At 63.0% G+C, this 20,184-nt stretch carries 17 protein-coding genes; 11 read left to right on the plus strand and 6 right to left on the minus strand.

From position 1 onward, the window contains the following. Window positions 1-17: 17 nt before the first annotated feature. Together ACP15W_RS09800 and ACP15W_RS09805 are read right to left on the minus strand one after the other, a co-directional pair. Entirely contained in the window at window positions 18-773 is a 756-nt protein-coding gene (locus tag ACP15W_RS09800) for an NAD(P)-binding domain-containing protein (protein WP_424932695.1), read from the minus strand. A gap of 255 nt (window positions 774-1,028) precedes the next feature. After that, window positions 1,029-2,639 (minus strand): glucan biosynthesis protein, encoded by a 1,611-nt coding sequence (locus ACP15W_RS09805; protein ID WP_424932696.1) that lies wholly within the window; start codon window positions 2,637-2,639, stop codon window positions 1,029-1,031. Between the two features lie 227 nt (window positions 2,640-2,866). On the opposite strand from ACP15W_RS09805, the gene ACP15W_RS09810 reads away from it, so the two are divergent. From ACP15W_RS09810 to ACP15W_RS09830, 5 genes are read left to right on the plus strand one after another with little or no spacing between them, the layout of a single operon-like run. Further along, a complete protein-coding gene (locus tag ACP15W_RS09810) occupies window positions 2,867-3,538 on the plus strand; it encodes an SURF1 family protein (RefSeq protein ID WP_424932697.1) in 672 nt (223 codons plus the stop codon). A 20-nt stretch (window positions 3,539-3,558) separates the two neighbouring features. After that, window positions 3,559-4,953, plus strand: coding sequence for a threonine synthase (gene thrC, locus ACP15W_RS09815; protein WP_424932698.1), 1,395 nt, complete (start codon window positions 3,559-3,561; stop codon window positions 4,951-4,953). Further along, a complete protein-coding gene (locus tag ACP15W_RS09820; RefSeq protein ID WP_424932699.1) occupies window positions 4,950-6,212 on the plus strand; it encodes a M16 family metallopeptidase in 1,263 nt (420 codons plus the stop codon). Before thrC ends, ACP15W_RS09820 begins: the two co-directional genes overlap by 4 nt. Window positions 6,213-6,250: 38 nt before the next feature. Continuing rightward, complete coding sequence (locus ACP15W_RS09825; protein WP_424932700.1) at window positions 6,251-6,826, plus strand: GNAT family N-acetyltransferase; 576 nt, start codon at window positions 6,251-6,253, stop codon at window positions 6,824-6,826. Beyond that, a complete protein-coding gene (locus ACP15W_RS09830) occupies window positions 6,826-8,259 on the plus strand; it encodes an FAD-binding oxidoreductase (RefSeq protein ID WP_424932701.1) in 1,434 nt (477 codons plus the stop codon). Before ACP15W_RS09825 ends, ACP15W_RS09830 begins: the two co-directional genes overlap by 1 nt. A 237-nt stretch (window positions 8,260-8,496) precedes the next feature. Here the strand turns inward: ACP15W_RS09830 and ACP15W_RS09835 are convergent, their stop codons facing one another. Further along, entirely contained in the window at window positions 8,497-9,108 is a 612-nt protein-coding gene (locus ACP15W_RS09835; protein ID WP_424932702.1) for a flavin reductase family protein, read from the minus strand. Window positions 9,109-9,224: 116 nt separating this feature from the next. Between ACP15W_RS09835 and ACP15W_RS09840 the strand changes: the two genes are divergently transcribed. Beyond that, complete coding sequence (locus ACP15W_RS09840) at window positions 9,225-9,758, plus strand: GNAT family N-acetyltransferase (protein WP_424932703.1); 534 nt, start codon at window positions 9,225-9,227, stop codon at window positions 9,756-9,758. Window positions 9,759-9,798: 40 nt separating this feature from the next. On the opposite strand, the gene ptsP is transcribed toward ACP15W_RS09840, so the two are convergent. From ptsP to ACP15W_RS09855, 3 genes are all read right to left on the minus strand, one after another. Next, window positions 9,799-12,063 (minus strand): phosphoenolpyruvate--protein phosphotransferase, encoded by a 2,265-nt coding sequence (gene ptsP, locus ACP15W_RS09845; RefSeq protein WP_424932704.1) that lies wholly within the window; start codon window positions 12,061-12,063, stop codon window positions 9,799-9,801. Window positions 12,064-12,086: 23 nt separating this feature from the next. Then, window positions 12,087-13,313 carry an aspartate kinase gene (locus tag ACP15W_RS09850; protein WP_424932705.1) on the minus strand — a complete coding sequence of 409 codons (1,227 nt, stop codon included), beginning with the start codon at window positions 13,311-13,313 and terminating at the stop codon, window positions 12,087-12,089. Window positions 13,314-13,408: 95 nt separating this feature from the next. Continuing rightward, entirely contained in the window at window positions 13,409-13,828 is a 420-nt protein-coding gene (locus tag ACP15W_RS09855) for a DUF1178 family protein (protein WP_424932706.1), read from the minus strand. A 120-nt stretch (window positions 13,829-13,948) separates the two neighbouring features. Between ACP15W_RS09855 and ACP15W_RS09860 the strand changes: the two genes are divergently transcribed. The 5 genes from ACP15W_RS09860 (at window position 13,949) to ACP15W_RS09880 (ending at window position 19,931) form a co-directional block, all read left to right on the plus strand. Then, window positions 13,949-15,301: a sensor histidine kinase gene (locus ACP15W_RS09860; protein ID WP_424932707.1), complete on the plus strand. Its 1,353-nt coding sequence runs from the start codon at window positions 13,949-13,951 to the stop codon at window positions 15,299-15,301. A gap of 262 nt (window positions 15,302-15,563) precedes the next feature. Then, the gene (gene phoU / locus ACP15W_RS09865; protein WP_424932708.1) at window positions 15,564-16,268 is read left to right on the plus strand and encodes a phosphate signaling complex protein PhoU; all 705 of its coding nucleotides are present in this window, start codon (window positions 15,564-15,566) and stop codon (window positions 16,266-16,268) included. Window positions 16,269-16,285: 17 nt separating this feature from the next. Then, window positions 16,286-16,981: a phosphate regulon transcriptional regulator PhoB gene (phoB, locus tag ACP15W_RS09870; RefSeq protein ID WP_424932709.1), complete on the plus strand. Its 696-nt coding sequence runs from the start codon at window positions 16,286-16,288 to the stop codon at window positions 16,979-16,981. Window positions 16,982-17,480: 499 nt separating this feature from the next. After that, complete coding sequence (locus ACP15W_RS09875; protein WP_424932710.1) at window positions 17,481-18,290, plus strand: hypothetical protein; 810 nt, start codon at window positions 17,481-17,483, stop codon at window positions 18,288-18,290. 270 nt (window positions 18,291-18,560) lie between these two features. Continuing rightward, complete coding sequence (locus ACP15W_RS09880) at window positions 18,561-19,931, plus strand: glutamate--cysteine ligase (RefSeq protein WP_424932711.1); 1,371 nt, start codon at window positions 18,561-18,563, stop codon at window positions 19,929-19,931. Window positions 19,932-20,184: the final 253 nt, after the last annotated feature.

Genomic DNA, 20,184 nt, shown 5'->3' on the forward strand with positions numbered 1-20,184 from the left:
GCTGCTATGACCGACGGTCACTTCGGAGCAAGGCGCTGGCCGATGTCTGCAAGCGATTCGAGAAGTGCGCGGTGCGCGCCTCCCTCCCTGAGCCCCGTCACCATTTGAAGGCTGATCGTTCCCTCCGTCGCCAGGGCGTCGCGCTCGCGCGCAAGCACGCCCTCATCGCGGCCCATCGCTGCGAGAAATCCCGCGACCAGTTCGGCGGTGTAGAATTCCGCCGCGGCCCTATCGCCCGTGGTTTCGCCCAGCCAGCCTGCAGCGCTCCCCATCAGGTCGAGCAGGCCCGGCACCATCGCACAGATCGCGAAATGGGCGTTGAGCCCGGCCTCGTCCGGGACCGGCACCACCGGGTTCTCGGGTGCGAAAAGCTCTTCCAGAACCCCGGCTTTCGGACAGGCCGCCAACGGGCATCCACCCTGTTCGAGAAAGCCCAGCGGGATCGTCGCGACAATATCCCGGGCCGGAGCGCACAAGTCTGCCAGGTTGGCCAGGGAAACCCCGGCAATGACGGAAACGATCCTGTGATTCTCTGTAAATTGCAGCTGCCGAAGGACCTCCACGGCCACATGCGGGCGAACACAGAGAAAAACTATCTCCGAACCGTCGACAACGTCCTGGTTGTCGGCCACCGCCACACCATGGGACGCGGCAAGATCAGCCGCCACGTCCGAATTGCGTTTCGATACGGTGATCTCATGTCCGCGCCCGGCCAGAAACCGCACCATGGGTGCGGCAATATGGCCGGTCCCGACAAATCCGATTCGGCTCATGTCCCTGGTTCTCCCCTTCGATCAGGGCCCCGGCACGGCATTTGCCCGTGTCCCAGTCTACGCGCTTCGCAGGTGGCACGATACTCTCTGCTGCGGATCCATGGCCGCTCGTCTCCTCGATTTCCCGTGATCCGTCAGACATCATCGAGCGCGACCGTTGCTACGTCCGGGCGACGATCCGCATGGATTCTGGGTAAGGCCGCACGGGCCAATCCCGGCGACAAGCCGGGATTGGCAGATCGGAGAACCGATCGATCAATTGCCTTCGCGCATGCCCCGCATGGCGGCGATCTGCGCCGGGTGAAGTTGCCCCAACCAGGTTTCCGTCAGCGGTTCGCCGTCCTTCGCAAGGAAGGCGCGCACATCAAGCGTGTCCATGTCGATGGAGGACTTGAGGTCGAAGGTCATGCGCCAGCCCTCGTCGCCCGCGATCGGCAGGACATAGGGGTTGATGACCTCTGCCGAACCGGCGGAGATCACCGGCTCCACGCCATCCTCGGGCGTCAGCCCTTCGAGGCTCTCTCCCTCGAAATCGATCACGACCTTGATCTGATCGGCCGGGCGCGGCTGTCCGGGCACTCCCCCTGCACCGAGCCGCGTGGCGGTGGTCCGGGCCAGGCGTCCGCCATGAGGCTCACGCTCTCCCCAGTACATCCGGTAGTTGAACGCACGCGCGTCCCCAGCTTCGGGAAGCTCGGCCGGCAACCAGTAGGCGACGATATTGTCATAGATCTCGTCGTCCGTGGGGATCTCCACGAGCTGCACGACGCCCTGGCCCCAGTCGCCGGTGGGCTCGATCCAGACCGAGGGGCGGCGGTCGTAGAACACCCCGTCATCCTCGTAGTTGTCGAAGTCCCGGTCGCGCTGGATCAGGCCGAAACCGCGCGGGTTGGTGTCCGAGAAGCTCGAGGTCGCCACATGCGACGGGTTGCCCAGCGGCCGCCAGATCTGCTCGCCGGCACCCGTGACCATCGACAGCCCATCCGAATCGTGCACTTCGGGGCGCCAGCTGAATGCTTGCACCCGGTTGGTCTCCGAATACCAGAACATGGAGGTGAGCGGCGCGATCCCGAGCCGTTCGACCGGCGCGCGGAAGTAGAGCTCGGTTTGGATGTCCATCACCTGCCCGGTGTCGTTGGCGATCTCCATCCGGTAGGCGCCGGTGATCCGCGGCCCGTCCATCAGCGCGTAGATGATGACGTCGGTTTCCGGGTTCACGCTGTCCTCGATGTAGAACTCGGTGAAGCGCGGAAATTCCTCGGGCGTGTTCAGCCCCGTGTCGATGGCAATGCCACGCGCCGAGAGGCCATACTGCCGTTCCGCGCCATCGGTGCGGAAATAGGCGCCGCCGAGGAAGGAGATCCAGTCGGTGTTGAGATCCTCGCGCATGATGCGGAAGCCCGCGAAGCCCGCATCCTCATCGAGTTCATGCGCCGGGCTGTCCTCGGGCATGTCGAAATAGCTCTTGGAATAGCGGATCTCGCGCGCCTGGCCATTGTCCACGATGCTCATCTTCACCGGCGAGCGGAAATAGGTGCCGAGATGGAAGAACTGGAGCGGCACGTCGCCCACATCCACCGTCGCCTCACGCCGGAAGCTGATCTTCCAGTGGGCGTCGTAGTCGATGCGTTCGAGCACGTCCGGGTGATCCACCACCGGCGCCTCGTAGGGCTCGCCCGCGAGCGCCTCGGCCCGGTCCTTCAGGATGTCGAAGGAGAAATCCTCGCTCGGGCCCAGATCCGGCATGAACGGCGGGCTCGTCTGGGCGAAGGACACCCCGGCAGGGCCCATGCCCGCAGCAATGATCGCTGCGGCGGCGATCCGGATCAGGGCCTGGCGGCCACGGGCGGCGACGGCTGAGTTCATCAATCGAAGTCTCCAGAACATTGGCTGCGGGCCAAACCGGCCCCGCCGCTCTCTCATACGAATTTTTGGGATTCGCGCCAGAGCAGCCGCCTCAAACCGGGCGAAAATCGGGCATGTTTCGCGGTTTTCGCTTCGAATAGGCGGGCGGCCGCGCGCAGGCGGGGGCTTGTGCCGCGCCATCTCGCATCGCAAACAGGCCGGGCCGCAACGAGGAGGAGCCCGAGGACATGAACCGCCGAATGATTGCGCCGCTGCTCTTCGGTGTCGTGGGCGTGGCGATTCTGCTGAACCTGGGCGCCTGGCAGATGCGCCGCCTGGCCTGGAAGACCCATATCATCGACACCATCGAGGCCCGCATGGCCGCCCCCGCGGCTCCCGTCCCCGCCAGCCCCGATCCCGAGGAAGACCGCTACCGCCACATCCGCGCCACGGGCGAGATCGAGCCGGGCGAACTGCATGTCTATACCTCCCACCCGCCCCATGGCGTCGGCTACCGGATCGTCGTGCCGCTCGCGCTCGAGGATGGCCGCCGGATCCTGCTCGACCGCGGCTTCGTGCCGATCGACGAGAAGGAGACGCCCCGCCACCTGGGCGCGATCACGGTCGAAGGGGCGCTGCAATGGCCGCGCGAACAGGACAGTTTCACCGCCGAGCCGGACCTCGAGAAGAACATCTGGTTCGCCCGCGACGTGCCCCGAATGGCCCAGGCGCTCGGGACCGAACCCGTCCTCCTCGTGACGCGTGCCAGCGACGACCCCGAGCAACCGCTGCCGCTTCCCGTCTCGGTGAATATCCGAAACAATCACCTGGAATACGCGATCACCTGGTTCTCCCTTGCCCTCGTATGGGCGGTGATGACACTCTTTCTACTTTCGCGTATCAAGCGCCGAACCGATTGATGCAGAGCACTGGACCATCGATGAAATACATTTCCACCCGCGGCGGCGCACCGACGCTCGGCTTCGAGGAGACCATGCTCACCGGTCTGGCCCGCGACGGCGGGCTCTACGTGCCCGAAACCTGGCCCACGCTGACCGAAGAGGAAATCACCGCCCTCGCGGGCCTGCCTTATGAAGAGGTCGCGTTCCGCGTCATGCGCCCCTTCGTGGGCGAGGCCTTCACCGACGAGGAGTTTCGCGCGATTCTGACCCGCGCCTATGCCGGGTTCGGCCATGTGGCGCGCTGCCCGCTCTCCCAGATCGGGCCGAACGACTGGTTGCTCGAACTGTTCCACGGGCCCACGCTCGCGTTCAAGGACGTGGCGATGCAGCTCATCGGCCAGCTCTTCGAGGCCAGCCTGAAGCGGTCGGGCAAACGCGTGACCATCGTGGGCGCGACCTCCGGCGACACGGGCTCCGCAGCCATCGAGGCCTTCCGCGGGCTCGATGCGGTCGAGGTCTTCATCCTCTTCCCCCACGGCCGCGTCTCCGACGTCCAGCGCCGGCAGATGACCACGCCAGACGACGCCAATGTCCACGCACTCGCCATCGACGGTGATTTCGATGACGCCCAGGCCCGTGTGAAGGACATGTTCAACGATCACGCCTTCCGCGACGGCGTGGGCCTTGCGGGCGTCAACTCGATCAACTGGGCCCGCGTTCTGGCGCAGGCGGTCTACTACTTCACTGCTGCGGTTTCCCTCGGCGCCCCCCACCGCAAGGTAAGCTTCACCGTGCCCACCGGCAATTTCGGCGACATCTTCGCCGGATACGTGGCAAAGAAGATGGGCCTGCCCATCGACCGGCTGGTGATCGCCACCAATCAGAACGACATCCTCCACCGCACGCTCGATAGCGGCGCGCATGTGAAGGAAGGCGTGACCCCCTCGATCAGCCCCTCGATGGACATCCAGGTGAGCTCGAACTTCGAGCGGCTCCTGTTCGAGCTCTACGACCGCGAGGGTGCGGCCGTGGCGCAGCTGATGGGCGAGCTATCCGGCGCAGGTGGCTTCACCCTGTCGCAGGGCGCACTCCAACGGCTCCGGGCGGAATTCGACAGCGCCCGCGCCTCCGAGGAGGAAACCTCCGAGACCATCCGCACCGTGCTGGCCGAGACAGGACAGGTGCTCTGCCCCCATACGGCCGTTGCCGTGAAGGCCGCGCGCGAAAAACGCGGCGATGCGTCCGTACCCATGGTCGTGCTTGCCACCGCCCATGCTGCGAAATTCCCCGACGCGGTGGAATCGGCCTGCGGCATCCGCCCACCCCTGCCCGCGCGCATGTCGAACCTATTCGATCTGCCGGAACGGGTGACGCGCGTCGAGAACGATCTGGGCGCAATCCAGTCCATCGTGGGCGGGGAAAGAGTCGCATGAGTGTAGAGATCCACACGCTTTCCAACGGGCTGCGCATTGCAGTCGAGACGATGCCGGGCCTGCATTCCGCCTCCATCGGTCTCTACATCACCGCCGGCGGCCGCCACGAGCGGATCGAGCAGAACGGTGTGGCGCATTTCCTGGAACACATGGCCTTCAAGGGCACGCCCCGGCGGAATGCCCGCCAGATCGCCGAAGAGATCGAGGACGTGGGCGGCTATATCAACGCCTACACCGGCAAGGAGATGACCGCCTATTATGCGCGCGTGCTCGAGCCCGATGTGGAAAGCGCGCTCGACCTGCTCTCGGATATCGTCTTCAACCCGCTCTTCGACCAGCCCGACATCGAAGTCGAGCGCAACGTGATCCTCCAGGAGATCGGCCAGGCGCTCGATACGCCCGACGACATCATCTTCGACTGGCTCCAGGAAACCGCCTTTCCCGAACAGCCCTTCGGCCGCACCATCCTCGGACCGGCAGATCGGGTATCGAGCTTCGGCAAACCGGACCTTTCGACCTTCGTGCGCGAGCACTACAGCCCCGATCAGGTGATCCTCGCGGCCTCGGGTGCCGTCGATCCCGAGCGGCTTCTTGCCGCCGCCGAAAAGCATCTCGGCCACCTGAAGGCCCGAAGCGCCGATGCGCCTTTGCCCGCCCGCTTTCATGGCGGAGAGCGCCGCGAAACCCGCAAGCTCGAGCAAGTGCACATGGCGATGGCCTTCGAGAGCCCGACGGCCGTGTCGGACGAAGCCCATACGGCGCAAATCTATACCGTCGCCATGGGCGGCGGCATGTCGTCGCGCCTGTTCCAGCAGCTGCGTGAGCAGCGCGGCCTCTGCTACACGATCTTCGCCCAGGCCTCTGCCTATTCCGATATCGGCCAGATCACGCTCTATGCCGGCACAGGGCCGGACCAGATCGGCGAGCTCTGCAACCTGACCATGGACACGCTGCGACAATCCGCCGAAGGGCTGGATCAGGCCGAGATCGACCGCGCCCGCGCCCAGCTCAAGGCTGGCATGCTCATGGGCCTCGAAAGTCCCTCGGCACGGGCCGAGCGCCTGGCGCGGATGATCGCGATCTGGGGACGTGTTCCACCGATCGAGGAGACATTGGCCAAGCTTGACGCGGTCGATTTCAACGCGGTCCGCGATTTCGGGCAGTCGCTTGCCTTGCGCAGCGACCCGGCGGTCGTTCTGCTCGGTCCGGCATCTGGCGCGCCGGAGCGTGCCGCATTGGCGGCGCGACTGGCTGCATGAACGCCGTGACCGGGAGTCTGCTGCTCAGGCGCCGCAGTATGCCGGTCATACGCACGAATCGGCTCATCTTGCGGCTGCCGGAGATGTCGGATCACGTGCAATGGGCGCAGGTCCGCCGCAACGGCGAGGATTTTCTGCGGGTCTGGGAGCCGAACTGGGCCACAGACCATTTTTCACGCAAGGCGTTCCGGGCGCGGGTTTCATGGGCCGCACGGGCACGCGACGAGGGCCGGGCGCTGCCGCTCTTCCTCATTCGCCGCACGGATCGCCAATTTATGGGGGCGATCACCCTCGACAACATCCGCCGTGGCCCGGCCCAGATCGGCCAGGTGGGCTACTGGATCGGCCCGGATTTCTCGCGCCAGGGCTACATGTCCGAAGCGCTCAATGCGCTCGTGGAACATGCTTTCACCAGCCTGGACCTGAGCCGTATCGAAGCGGCATGCCTGCCCGAAAATTCCCCGTCCCGAGGTCTGCTGGAGAAGTGCGGATTTCGCTATGAAGGCGTGGCGCGCAGCTATCTCCAGATCGCCGGACGTTGGCGCAACCATGTGCTCTATGCCAATCTGCGCTGGGATCGGCGCGCATCGAGCGAACCCGAAGGGATGCTGTGATGGCCAGTGAGCACGGGATCAATCCGGCGGGCCCCGATGTGCTCCAACACATCGAGGCTGCCATCGGCGCCGCTGCCATGCTCTCGCCGGAAGCCCGCTACCTCGAGGAACCGCGAGGCCGCTACCACGGACAGGCCGCGGCGATCCTGCGGCCCGCCTCCACCGAAGAGGTCGCGGCCGTGGTCCGCATCTGCGCCGAGGCGCGGGTGGGGATCGTGCCCTTCGCCGGCGGCACGGGCCTTGTGGGTGGCCAGATCGCGGAGGATCTCCCCGCCCCGCTCGTCCTGTCCTTCGAGCGGATGAACCGCATCCGGCATGTCGATGTCACAGACAACGCGATCGTGGCGGAAGCGGGGGTGATTCTCGCCGATGTCCAGGCCGCCGCCGAGGCCGCAAACCGCCGCTTTCCCCTTTCCCTCGCCTCGGAAGGCACCGCGCGGATCGGCGGGCTGCTCGCCACCAATGCGGGCGGGCTCAACGTTCTGCGCTACGGCAATGCCCGCGACCTGTGCTACGGCGTCGAGGCCGTCATGGCGGACGGCAGCACGTTCGAGGGCCTGCGCCCGCTGATGAAGAACAACATGGGCTACGATCTGCGCCACCTGCTCATCGGCTCCGAGGGCACACTGGGCCTGATCACTGCCGCAAGCCTCCGGCTCTACCCGATCCCGTCCCATGCGGCGACCGCCTGGCTTGCGGTGCCGTCACCCGCAGCCGCGCTTGACCTGCTGGCACTTGCCCGCGACCGGATGGGCCATTCGATCAGCGCCTTCGAACTCATGTCGTGCCGCGGCTTCGACTTCCTCGCCGAAACCATGCCCCAGATCCCGCAGCCCCCGCGCCTGGGAACCGACTGGATCGTGCTGACGGAGGCCGAGGAAGGCCCCGGCACCGCGCTCGAGGAGCGCTTCGCAGAGCTGATCGAGACCGCCATGACGGAGGGCCTCGTCGAAGACGGGCTGATGGCCCAGAACGAGGCGCAGCGAAAATCCTTCTGGACCGTCCGCGAAACCATACCGGAAGCCAACCGCCTCATCGGCTCGATCTCGAGCCACGATGTTTCCGTCCCGCCCTCTCAGCTGGTAACCTTCATTGACGAGGCAGGCCGCGCGCTGGCCGCGCTGGACCCGGACATGCGGATCAACTGCTTCGGCCACCTGGGCGACGGAAACCTGCACTACAACGTCTTCCCCCCGAAGGGCCGGACACGCGCGGATTTCGAGAACCTGCGCGGCACGGTCAAGCAGACCGTCCACGAATGCGTGCACGAGCTCGGCGGCTCGGTCGGCGCGGAACACGGTGTCGGACGCCTCAAGGTGCAGGATTTGCAACGTTTTTCCGCACCCGGCGAGTATCGCGCCATGCAGCGGATCAAATCCGCGCTCGATCCGGAGGGGATTCTCAATCCCGGTGCGGTCATCGCTCAGAACTGAGGGAAAGCGCCATTTCCGCAGCCGGAGCCCGGAAATGAAATGCGCCCTCTCTCGGGGGAAAGAGAGGGCGCTCTAACCAGACTGGAGGGTCTGAGGGTTTGCAAGCAACATGTCCGTTCGTTGGACATTTACTTTTTCGGCCAGAATGGTTACTAAAGATTTAACTACTTTCGATGAATTCGCGCTTTGCGTGTATTTTTTCCCAAACCGCTCAGTTCACTGATCGTGACCTCGAAATCACGCCTGTCCAGGGCGGTTCAGCGCAAAGACCGTCTCCACCGCGGCATAGTCCCGATACCCCAGACGGCTGAGTGGCCGATAGGCCGTCACATCTACCATGCCATCCTTCAGAATGGCCGGATCGATATGGATGCCGACAACCTCTCCAAGCACGAGAAAGGACGCCTGCGCGGGAAGATCGATGATCTGCCAGAGCCGGCACTCGAACGCCGCCAGGGCGGTGGCGATACGCGGAACGGAGACGATCTCGCACGACGCCTTCTCCAGCCCGGCCAGATCGAACTCGTCCACATCTGACGGATAGCTGCCGCTGCTGACATTCATCGCATCCGACATCGCCATGGGCACCACGTGATGCACGAATTCGCCGCGCGCGCGGATATTGGCGAGAGTGTCCTTGCCCTCATCCGTCGCGCCCTTTCCACCGGTGCTTGAGAACATCAGCATCGGCGGCTTGTCGGCCACCGCATTGAAGAAACTGTAGGGGGCGAGATTCGCTCGACCCGTCGTGTCCAGAGTGGAGATCCAGCCGATCGGGCGGGGAGAGATCAGAGCCTTGAAGGGATCATGCGGCAAACCATGGGCATCAAGACCCGGACGATAGAACATGAACCAAGCACTCCAATGGACATTTCCCCCAGTTTATGAGCGTGATACCAGCAAGTCGAGCGGGCCAGAGCCGCTCTTGCCCAAGACCAGAACGATGCGGAGCCTGACCGGCACAGATGTTTCGCCTCTACCGGGAACGCCCCGACGACCAGTTTGAAGTCGAATACCTCTACGACCTCGCCTTCGCGCCGGGCCGTACGGCCCTGTCGTCCTATCGCTTGCGCGACGGCGTCGATCCGGTGGCCGGGCTCTCGCTTGTGGCGCGCGACGAATACGATGTGCTGGCCGGGGCAATCCGCTACTGGCCGGTGCGCGTCGGCGTCCGCGGCGACGCAGCCCTCCTCCTCGGCCCCGTGGCTGTCCACCCCACCCGCCAGGGGGAAGGGCTCGGAGCGCTCCTCATCATGGAAAGCCTGCAAAAGGCCAGCGAGACCGACTGGACACGGGTGATCCTCGTGGGCGACGAGCCCTATTATTCGCGGTTTGGCTTCTCGCGTGAGAGGGCGCGAAGCCTGAGCTTTCCCCCTCCAACCAATCCCGACCGGCTTCTTGCCCGCGCGTTGAAACCCGGAGCCTTCAGAGGCGTCGGCGGAATGGTCGAGAACTGGTCGCAATGGTCGCCGCGCACATTGCGCAGCAGCGGACGCTAGACAAGCACCGTCCGAAAAAGGGGTCTCGCACCACGGCCCGTCAGGCGGGAACAACGATACCCTTCGCGTTGAGCCACTCCTCGAGCGCGGGTCGCAGGCAGGCGTCGCACCGTTCACGAGAGGCCGCGATCACGGCCCGCAGTTCCCCAAGGTCGACCTGCCGCAGCAGCGCCTTCACCGGCCCGATGGATGCGGGGCGCATCGAGAGATTGCGAAGTCCGATTGCAACGAGCACCAGCGCCTCAAGCGGACGGCCGGCGTCCTCGCCGCAGAAAGACAGCGGTTTGCCGTGCGCCTCGCAGCGCTTCACGATATGTTCGATGAAGGTCAAGAAACTCAGGTTGAGCGTATCGTAGCGCCGCCGAACCAGTTCGTTTTCACGGTCTGCGGCAAAGAAGAACTGTTTGAGATCGTTGCCCCCGATTGAGACAAAATCGGTAAGCTCGAAGAAACTGTCCGGCGCGAAGGCAAGGCTCGGCGTCTCGAGCATGGCACCGATCCGCACGGTGGAAGGCAGGCGGTGGCCCAACCCGGCTTCGCGATCAAGCACGGACGTGAAGATCTCCCGCGCCGCCGCGAATTCGCCGGTTTCCGCCACGAAGGGAAACATCACGTGCAGAGGGCGGCCCTTGGCACCGCGTATCAGCGCCTGAAGCTGCATCCGCATCACGCCCTTGCGGTCCAGTCCGACCCGGATCGCCCGCCAGCCTAGGGCCGGGTTCGGCTCCTCCGGACGCTTCATGTAGGGCAGCACCTTGTCCGACCCGATATCGAGAGTGCGGAACACGACCGGTTTCTCACCCGCGGCATTGAGAATGCGGTCATAGAGTGCGGCGAGGTCGGCGCGCTTCGGCACGGTCGAGCGAACGAGGAACTGAAGCTCGGTGCGGAAGAGGCCGACACCCTCCGCGCCGCATTTCGGCAGGCTCGGCAGGTCCGCCATCAGGCCCGCATTCATCTGCAGGCAGATACGCTCGCCATCAAGCGTTTCTGCGACTTGATCCCGCAGGGCTGCATATTCTTCCTGGGCCTCCGCGAGCATCTCGATCTTCTCGCGGAAGGCCTGCGTGACCGTGTCCTCGGGCCGCAGGTGAACCGTTCCCTGATCACCATCGACCAGGATGAAGTCACCGTTCTGGGCCTCGCGGGTGATTCGATCCGCGTGAATGATCAGTGGAATCGCGAGCGCGCGGGCCACGATGGCCGCATGGCTGCCGACCGATCCCTCCTCCAGCACCACACCGCGGAGCTTCCGGCCGTAGTCGAGCAGTTCTGCCGGTCCGATATTGCGGGCTACAAGGATGGCATCGTCGGGAATGTCGCGACCGTTGTTCTGGTCGAGGCCGGCCAGCAGCCGCAGGAGGCGATTGCTGAGGTCATCAAGATCGTGCAGTCGCTCCCTGAGGTAGGGATCGGAAACCCGCATCATCCGCGAGCGGGTGGCAGACTGCTCCTTTTCGACCGCCACCTCCGCGGCCAGTCCGCTCTGGATCGACTCCTCGATCCGCCGGACCCAGCCCTTGTCGTTCGCGAACATCCGGTAGGCATGAAGCACTTCACGGTGCTCGCCGCTCATGGTCAGGTAATCCGCGTCGAGCATTTCGTCGACTTCGGCGCGCAGGGCCTCGATGGCCGCTTTTAACCGCGCGCATTCCTGCTCCGGATCCTCGCTGATCGGTTGGGAGACCACGATGTTCGGCTCATGCAGCACCACATGGCCGATCGCCACGCCCTCCTGCCCCACAAGCCCCCGCGCGAAGAACGGCCCCTGGTGCTGGCGCGCGATCTGCATCGGGCCGGGCCCTATGAAGGCACCCAGTTCGGCCATCTCCGCGATCACCATGGCGACGACTTCGAGCGCGTAGACCACGTCATCGGAATAGACCCGCGCCTCGCGGTTCTGAATCACCAGAACACCCAGGACTTCCCCCAGCCGCTGGATCGGCACGCCAAGGAACGACGAGTAGACCTCCTCACCCGTTTCGGGGATGAACCGGAAGCCGGTGGTATGGGCGGCATCGGCGGTGTTGAGCGGCTCGGCGCGCTCGGCGATGCGCCCGACAAGGCCCTGTCCCAACCGCAACCGGGTCTGATGCACCGAATCCGGGTTGAGACCCTGGGTCGCGCAAAGCTCCAGCCAGTCGCTGTCGCGCTTGAGGTAGACAGAACAGACCTCTGCCACGATGCCATTGGAGATCAGTCGGACGATCCGGTCGAGGCGCTCCTGCCCCTCGCCCGGCTCCGCCAATGTCTCCCGCAATCGCGTGAGAATGATCCGTGAGTCCACGGCCTTTGAAAATGGCATCTCCAGTGCCGGTCTCCCGGAGCTTAGCTCACCTTGTCCAGATCAAACGCATCATGCAGTGCCTGAACCGCCAATTCCAGATATTTGCGTTCGATCAGAACCGAGACCTTGATCTCGGATGTGGTAATGACCTTGATATTTATTCCGTCCTTGGCCAGTGCCTCGAACATCCGGTGCGCCACACCCGCCTGGCTGCGCATGCCGATGCCCACGATCGAGACCTTGGAAACCTCTTCGTCGCGGCTGATGTCGCGGTAGGAAATGCCCCCATCGGCGCGGGTCTTCTCCAGCGCCTGGATCGCCCGTTCGAGCTCGTCCGTCGGGCAGGAGAAGGTCATGTCGGTCATCTCGTCCGCACCGACATTCTGCACGATCATGTCCACGTTCACGCCCGCATCCGCAAGCGGGCCGAAGATCGACGCGGCCACGCCGGGCCTATCCGGCACGCCGGTGATGGTGAGCTTGGCCTCGTCGCGCGAATGCGCGATGCCGCTGACGACTTTGCTTTCCACGATTTCCTCCTCGTCGCAGACGATCGTTCCGGGCACGTCGTTGAAGCTCGAACGCACCATCAGCGGGACCTTGTAGCGCATGGCCAGCTCGACCGAACGGGTCTGGAGCACCTTGGCGCCCAGGCTCGCGAGCTCCAGCATCTCCTCATAGGAGATCTTCTCGAGCTTCCGCGCCTTGCGGGTGATTCGCGGATCCGTCGTGTAGACCCCGTCCACATCAGTGTAGATGTCGCAGCGTTCGGCCTCCAGCGCGGCCGCGAAAGCCACCGCCGTGGTATCCGAACCGCCGCGCCCCAGCGTCGTGATCCGGCCCTCGGGGCTGATCCCCTGGAAACCGGCGATCACCGCGTGAAGCCCCTCGCCGAACTTCTGAATGAGGTTGTCGGTCTCGATGGACACGATCCGCGCGGCACCATGGCTCGAATTGGTCCGCAGCGGCACCTGCCAGCCCTGCCAGCTCCGGGCGGGAACGCCCAGCTGCTGCAGCGTGAGCGCCATCAGCCCCGCGGTCACGTTCTCGCCCGAGGACACCACGGAATCGTATTCGCGGGCATCGTAGAGCGTCGCCGTATCGCGCACCCAGCCGACAAGCTCGTTGGTCTTGCCGGACATGGCAGAGACGATCACGGCCACATCATAGCCGCGCTCGACTTCGCGCTTCACCTTCTCGGCCGCGTTGCGAATCCTGTCGAGATCCGCCACCGACGTGCCGCCGAACTTCATCACCAGTCTGGGCATGGTCACCGCCCCCAATTAGATCGACCCCTCTTATCGGGCACGATCAGGGGCTGCAAGCGCGGCAGGCTGTTGGAAGGGTTAACGGAATACGAACTTCAGTTGGCCTTGCCCCGGCTCCAGGGCAGGGGCGCGACCGGAATGCCGTCCTCGATTAGCTGCTTGGCCTCGGCATGGTTCGCCTCGCCGATGATCGGGCGCTCGGGGGAAACACCCTCGTGAATGCGCCGCGCCTCGGCCGCGAAGTTCCGCCCGACATCCTCGGAGCTGCTCTCGATCTTGCGCCGCAACTCGGCCAGCGCCTGCTCCGCCGGGCTCGACGGCTTGGTGAGATCGGGAGCCTTCTCCTTTCCACGCGTGCGCACGCGAGGCGCCATCAGATCCTTCTCGATCTCCACCGAGCCGCAGATCGAGCAGGCGACGAGCCCAAGCCCGCTCAACCGCTCGTAGTCCCCGCTCGAGGAGAACCAGGAGTCGAATCTGTGATCATTCGTGCAACGCAAGGTGTATCTGATCATCTCGCACCAGAAGTTTGCCTTGCTTTCTAGATATATGACAGGTCCGTGAAAACAATATTGCTTCTCGTCGAAGTGTTCCCTTGTTAGGAGAAACCAGCGGACACTTCACAAGGACATGAAATGCAACGGTGGGCTCTCCCCCCGATAGCCATTGTCACGGGCGCGGCAGCCGCAGCAATCTCGGCGGCAGAGATGGCTCCGCTTGCCACTTTCGCGATTGTCACTGTCATAGCGTTGGGCGCGAGTCTCACATTGCATTCGCGCATCTCGCCGCCCTCCGACCCCGATGCAACCGCCCCGACGCGGGACAAGTCCCCAAAGCCCGTGGCGATCCCCGGCAATGCGCAGGAATTGCCCGGGGAGCTGAGCCGCATCGTCTTCGAGAAGCTCCCCGTGCCGCTCATCTTGATCACCCGACGCGGCCTGATTTCCTTTGCCAATTCCGCGGCGCAGGAAACGCTCCCCCGGCTGTCGAACGGCCAGCATTTCGCCCATAGCCTGCGCGCGCCAGCCTTTGTCGAGGCGGTCAGCGCCACGCTGAAGGACGGGAAGGACCGGACCTTCGAATTCATGGCCTACGAGGCCGGCGACCGTCATTTCGAGGCCCGCGTCAGCATGCTCGCCCTCGGTGAGGCGTCCGGGCTCGAGGACCAGGCAATCGTCCAGATCGAGGACAGGACCCAGACCCACCGCGCGGAAATGCTGCGCTCCGATTTCATCGCCAACGCCAGCCACGAGCTGCGCACGCCACTGGCCTCGATCATCGGCTATATCGAGACGCTGCAGAACCACGCGCGCGAAGATCCCGACGCCCGCGAGCGGTTTCTCCAGATCATGGGGCGGGAAGCGCACCGGATGCAGCGCCTCGTGGACGACCTGATGTCGCTGAGCCGGATCGAACTCAACGAGCATGTGCGCCCGGTCGAACGGGTTTCTCTAAATCGCATCGCGATGGATTGCGCCGCTGTTTTCCGCCCCTTCGCGGAAAAGGAGAATATCAACCTCCAGGTCGAGCTTGAGGCGGACACCCCCAACGTCATCGGCGACCCTGACCAGCTCGCCCAGGTTTTCACCAACCTCATCGACAACGCGATAAAATACAGCGGAGACAACGCCACCATCCGCCTCCACACAGCGCCCGCAAGCCCCGCCAACCCGGGCCGGATCGGTGTCTGTGTCAGCGATTCCGGCGTCGGCATTCCAAAGGAAAAGATTGCGCGGCTCACCGAACGTTTCTACCGGGTGAATGTGCACACCAGCCGAAACAAGGGCGGAACCGGACTGGGGCTCGCCATCGTCAAGCATATCCTCAATCGACACCGCGGCAGGATCGAGATCACCTCGACCGAGGGGAAGGGAAGCACCTTCACGGTCTGGCTGCCGCGCGCGAATGCTCCCGGAGATGTCCACGTCCTGCCGAAAAGCGACACGACCCGAAACGAAGACGCCGCATCGAAACGGCTTACGGGATAGGCCCCCGAGGGGTGTTGAACGCCATGGTTCTTCGATTGGTCCCGGCATTGGCGCCGCCACGCCAGACTTAAAATTATTTTTTTGGTTACGCAGGCTTACAGCGTCACGAAACTGTCAGAAAAATTAAATATTCGTGTCTCGCCACCCCATATAGTGGTGGGACAGTTTCACGGATGATGCACCAGATCGCGGCGCAGATTCGAACACCCGGCCAGGTTGCACCGAACCGGATACAGGCCAGAGGCAAAAAGGGGGAATTGCCATGTCGACGCATATCGTCGCCGCATTCGACGAAGACCTGATCGAGATTCAGGCCAAGATTTCCGAAATGGGCGGTCTGACAGAGGACATGCTGTCCAGGGCTCTGCAATCGGTTCAGAACCGGGACGCAGAACTGGCGAGCGACGTCATCCAGCGGGATGAGGCCGTCGACAAGATGGAAGCGGAAATCGAGGAAGCCGTCATTCGCGTGATCGCGCTCCGCCAGCCGGTGGCAAAGGATCTCCGGGTTCTGATCGCCGCGCTGAAGATTGCCTCCACCCTGGAGCGGATCGGTGACCTCTCCAAGAACATCGCAAAACGCGCCGTGCCGCTTTCGTCCGCGCGTCCCGTGCGTGTCACATCCTCCATCACGCGGATGGGCCGCGAGGCCCTGTCCCAGCTCTCCATCGTCCTGAACGCGCACGCCGCGCGCGATGTGGATGCGGCAGTGCAGGTCTGGAACCAGGATTACGAGATCGACGAGATGTACAATGCCATCTTCCGCGAGGTGGTCACCTACATGGTCGAGGACAGCCGCCTGATCGGCGTCGGCGCGCAACTCATGTTCATCGCCAAGAACCTCGAACGGATCGGCGACCATTCGACCCAGATCTCCGAGATGATCCACTATATCGTCAAGGGCGAACAGCTCGGCGATGACCGCCCCAAGGGTGAGCCGACCGCCGTTGGTCTCGTGGCCGAATAACCGGAGATGAAAATCAGATGAGCGCCAAGGTTCTGGTTGTCGAAGACGAGGAAGCGATCAGCCAGCTTCTCGCCTACAACCTCGGCAAGGAAGGCTTCACGGTTTCGATTTCGGCCGATGGCGATGAGGCGATGATCGCGGTGGATGAACAGAAGCCCGATCTCGTCCTGATGGACTGGATGCTGCCGAATGTCTCGGGCATCGAGTTGTGCCGGCGCCTGCGCACGGGCAATGACACTCGGGACATCCCGGTGATCATGCTGACGGCGCGCGGCGAAGAGGACGACCGGGTGCGCGGCCTCGACGTGGGTGCGGATGATTACGTGACCAAGCCGTTCTCCATGTCCGAGCTGGTTGCGCGCATGCGGGCGGTTCTGCGCCGCACGGCACCGGCGCTCGCAGGTGATGTCGCCACCTTCGCCGACATCGTTCTGGACCGGCAGCTCTGCCGCGTGCGCCGCGGGCAGCGCGACGTCCATCTCGGTCCCACCGAGTTCCGTCTGCTCGACGTGCTCATGCAGCGGCCGGGACGGGTCTTCTCCCGCGAACAGCTTCTGGATCGCGTGTGGGGCCAGGATGTCTATGTCGAGATCCGCACGGTCGACGTTCATATCGGGCGCCTTCGCAAGGCCCTGAACCGGCGCGGCGACCGCGATCCGATCCGCACCGTCCGATCTTCCGGCTACGCGCTCGACGAAACCTACGCGGGCTGAGGCCATCCTCGGGGCGCGCGTCCCGATTTCGCGTTAACTTTCCGGTAACGAACATTGATGCCGCTCGGGCCAAAAGGCGCCCGGGCGGCATTTTTCTGTCGATTAGCCATACGATAGCCATACCGTTTCCATACGGATTCCATATCGTTTCTGGGCGTGATTTTGCCCATCACGCACCCCTCACGAGAACTCTATTCCGGCCCAACACCTTATGGTTGAGGAAGACGCTGGTATGGGTTAGGATCTATGTAAATTTCGGGTCTGCATGGCCCTGTTTTGGTAGCCGTAGAGTGCGCTCTTTCAGCCGTGTGTATCTGTGCCTGTTCGTCGTGTTAGCCGGGATGTGAGTTCAATTCTCTTTGATTATCAACACCCTAAAAACTCGATGATCAGAACATAACTGAGAGAGAAGGTGTTACGTCGGGAAGGGGGTCTGTCCATTCCCGAAAGATCGCAACCAGGGAATTCAGAGCGGGCCCGCGCCCCCGGAGAAAAGCACATGAATGGTTACACGCCCTTCTTCAGGCTCGATCTTTCTCACGATTTCTTTGGCTCCGCGCAGCCACCGATCACGATTCTTCCCGATCGCCAGACAGTACGCCTCGCCCACGCCTCCAACCTCCGCATCCGGACCGGAACCGGGTGGGTCGAGGTCTACGCCCCCGATGATCGATCCAACTTGCAGGAGTTCGCACATGGAGGGGGATTGGAATTCACGCTTCGTTTGCGGGCGCAAAACCCCACCTTGGCCTCTGTCACGTCGGCGATTGCGGAGGCAACCGGAATGATCGCGGTCATAGAGCGCGATCATCCAGAGAGCGGTTCGCTGCAGGTTGGAGAAACATTGAGCACAGCTGACCTACGCCCGCTTGAGGTGGACGGCCTGATCGAAGATCAGGATCTGAAACAGCAGCCCTTGGCAATCATGCGTTTGATGCTAGGCCCGGATACACACGATGCACGCTACAATCTGCGTTTCGGCGCGGCCGAACGGTTCTGGACCTATCACGTCACCGGGAGCAAGGGGAATGCAACGATGGGCATCCGGGACAAGACCGATGCTGTCTCATTCGAAGCGCTTGGGCAGCATGTCCTTTCCAATGGTATGCGAGCTACAAGTTTCCGCTCAAAGGCTCCTATCCCGGCGCGCGCGAATCCCGGCAATCGTTTCGAGTTGATAAGCGAAGGCCCGCACGGTCATAAGGTTCTGCTATCTGCCCTGCCCTGCCCAAAGCCGGGGTCGGACCGCATCGAAGAAAACGGCAGCAACAAATGCGCTGTATCCGAAGTATATTTGAACCTGCTCTAGCCCCTCTTTGGCCGCGAAGCCGATGCCGGCGAGCGGCGCTTGCGAACCAGCTTCTGACGGGTGTCTTCCGCGTCGAGCAAAGACATAGGCAATTGAAACGCTGCTCTAAAGGCCGGCCGATCTGGTCCACATTCGGCATTTGCCGGGCGCGACCAGATTCCGCATGCTGCCCTGCCTCACATCGCCAAGCAAAGACGACCGGCCAGCTTGCCTCCCACCCGGCCCCGGTCTAAGTGGGAACTCCGATCAGGCGCTAGGGAGCACGGCGACATGTCCATTCCGCAATCGGGCGGCGGCCAAATCGAAAATCGGTCAGAGCTCGCCGAGTATCTCGAAAAGGGCTGCAAGCCTTCCGAGGACTGGCGTATTGGCACGGAACACGAAAAATTCGGCTATTGTCTCGAGAAACACCGCCCCCTCCCCTACGAGGGCCACTGCTCAATCCTGACAATGCTTGAGGGACTTCGCGACCGATATCAGTGGGACCCGGTAGAAGAAGCGGGCAAACTGATCGGACTGGAGAAGGATGGCGCGAATATTAGCCTCGAACCGGGCGGCCAACTCGAGCTTTCCGGTGCGCCTCTTGAGAGCATTCACGGCACTTGTGACGAGGTGAATACGCACCTCAGAGAAGTGAAAGACATAGCGGACGAAATTGGCGCCGGCTTCATTGGGCTCGGCGCTGCACCGATCTGGTCGCACGACGAAATGCCCATGATGCCGAAGGGCCGCTACAAGCTCATGACTCCCTACATGAGCAAGGTTGGCACCATGGGCACAACCATGATGTATCGAACATGCACGGTACAGGTGAATCTGGACTTCGCCTCGGAAGCCGACATGGTCAAGAAGTTCCGGGTCTCATTGGCGCTTCAGCCACTCGCGACCGCACTCTTTGCAAATTCACCCTTCTTCGAAGGCAAGGTGAATGGCTGGAAGTCGTGGCGCTCGAATGTCTGGCAACACCTAGACGCGTCTCGAACCGGCATGCTGCCATTTGTCTTTGAGGACGGTATGGGTTTCGAGCGGTATGTCGATTACGCGCTCGATGTCCCGATGTATTTCGTCTACCGCGATGGAACGTATGTGAATGCATTGGGAATGTCGTTTCGCGATTTTCTCGATGGCAAGCTCCCGGCCCTCCCCGGGGAGAAGCCGACCCTCTCTGACTGGGCAGATCACCTCACGACAATATTTCCGGAAGTGAGGATCAAGCGCTTCATGGAAATGCGCGGAGCCGACGGCGGCCCCTGGCGCAGGCTGTGTGCGCTGCCGGCTTTCTGGGTCGGACTTCTCTACGATGCGAACGCCCTCGATTCGGCTTGGGATATAGTCAAGGACTGGACGACAGAGGAACGAGAACAACTGCGGCAGGAAGCGGGCAAGCGCGGGTTATCTGCCGAAATCCGGGGGCGCTCCCTCCACGATATTGCTCGCGAGGTCCTTTCCATAGCAAACGCCGGTCTGGTTTCTCGTGCACGCGCTGGGGCGGGAGGCATGGTCGGAGATGAATCCCATTTCCTCAATGCCCTTCATGAAAGTGTTGAAACAGGTCTCAGCCCGGCCGACGAACTGCTCGAGCTCTTCCATGGGGAATGGCAGGGAAAACTTGACCATATCTACGCAGCGTGCAGCTACTGAGTCGAGACGCGGCGCCTAGTTGCAAGTGCGCCTCACAGTCAAGCACATTATAGTTCGAATGCGAATCCTCACACCGCTCGTTAACCATTCTGGGGTAGCGTGATCCTATCTGCAAAGGAGCAGCGCAATGCCATATGATATACAGGCTGAACCGCAAATTTCCGAACGCTGCCTGCGCGATGAGATTCTCGACCTCATGTCTCGAAAATCACTCGATCCCAATATGAGCGAGCAACAATATCGGGCGGCCCTT

Origin of the sequence: Amaricoccus macauensis (assembly GCF_049800915.1) — a bacterium.
GTDB lineage: Bacteria > Pseudomonadota > Alphaproteobacteria > Rhodobacterales > Rhodobacteraceae > Amaricoccus > Amaricoccus macauensis_A.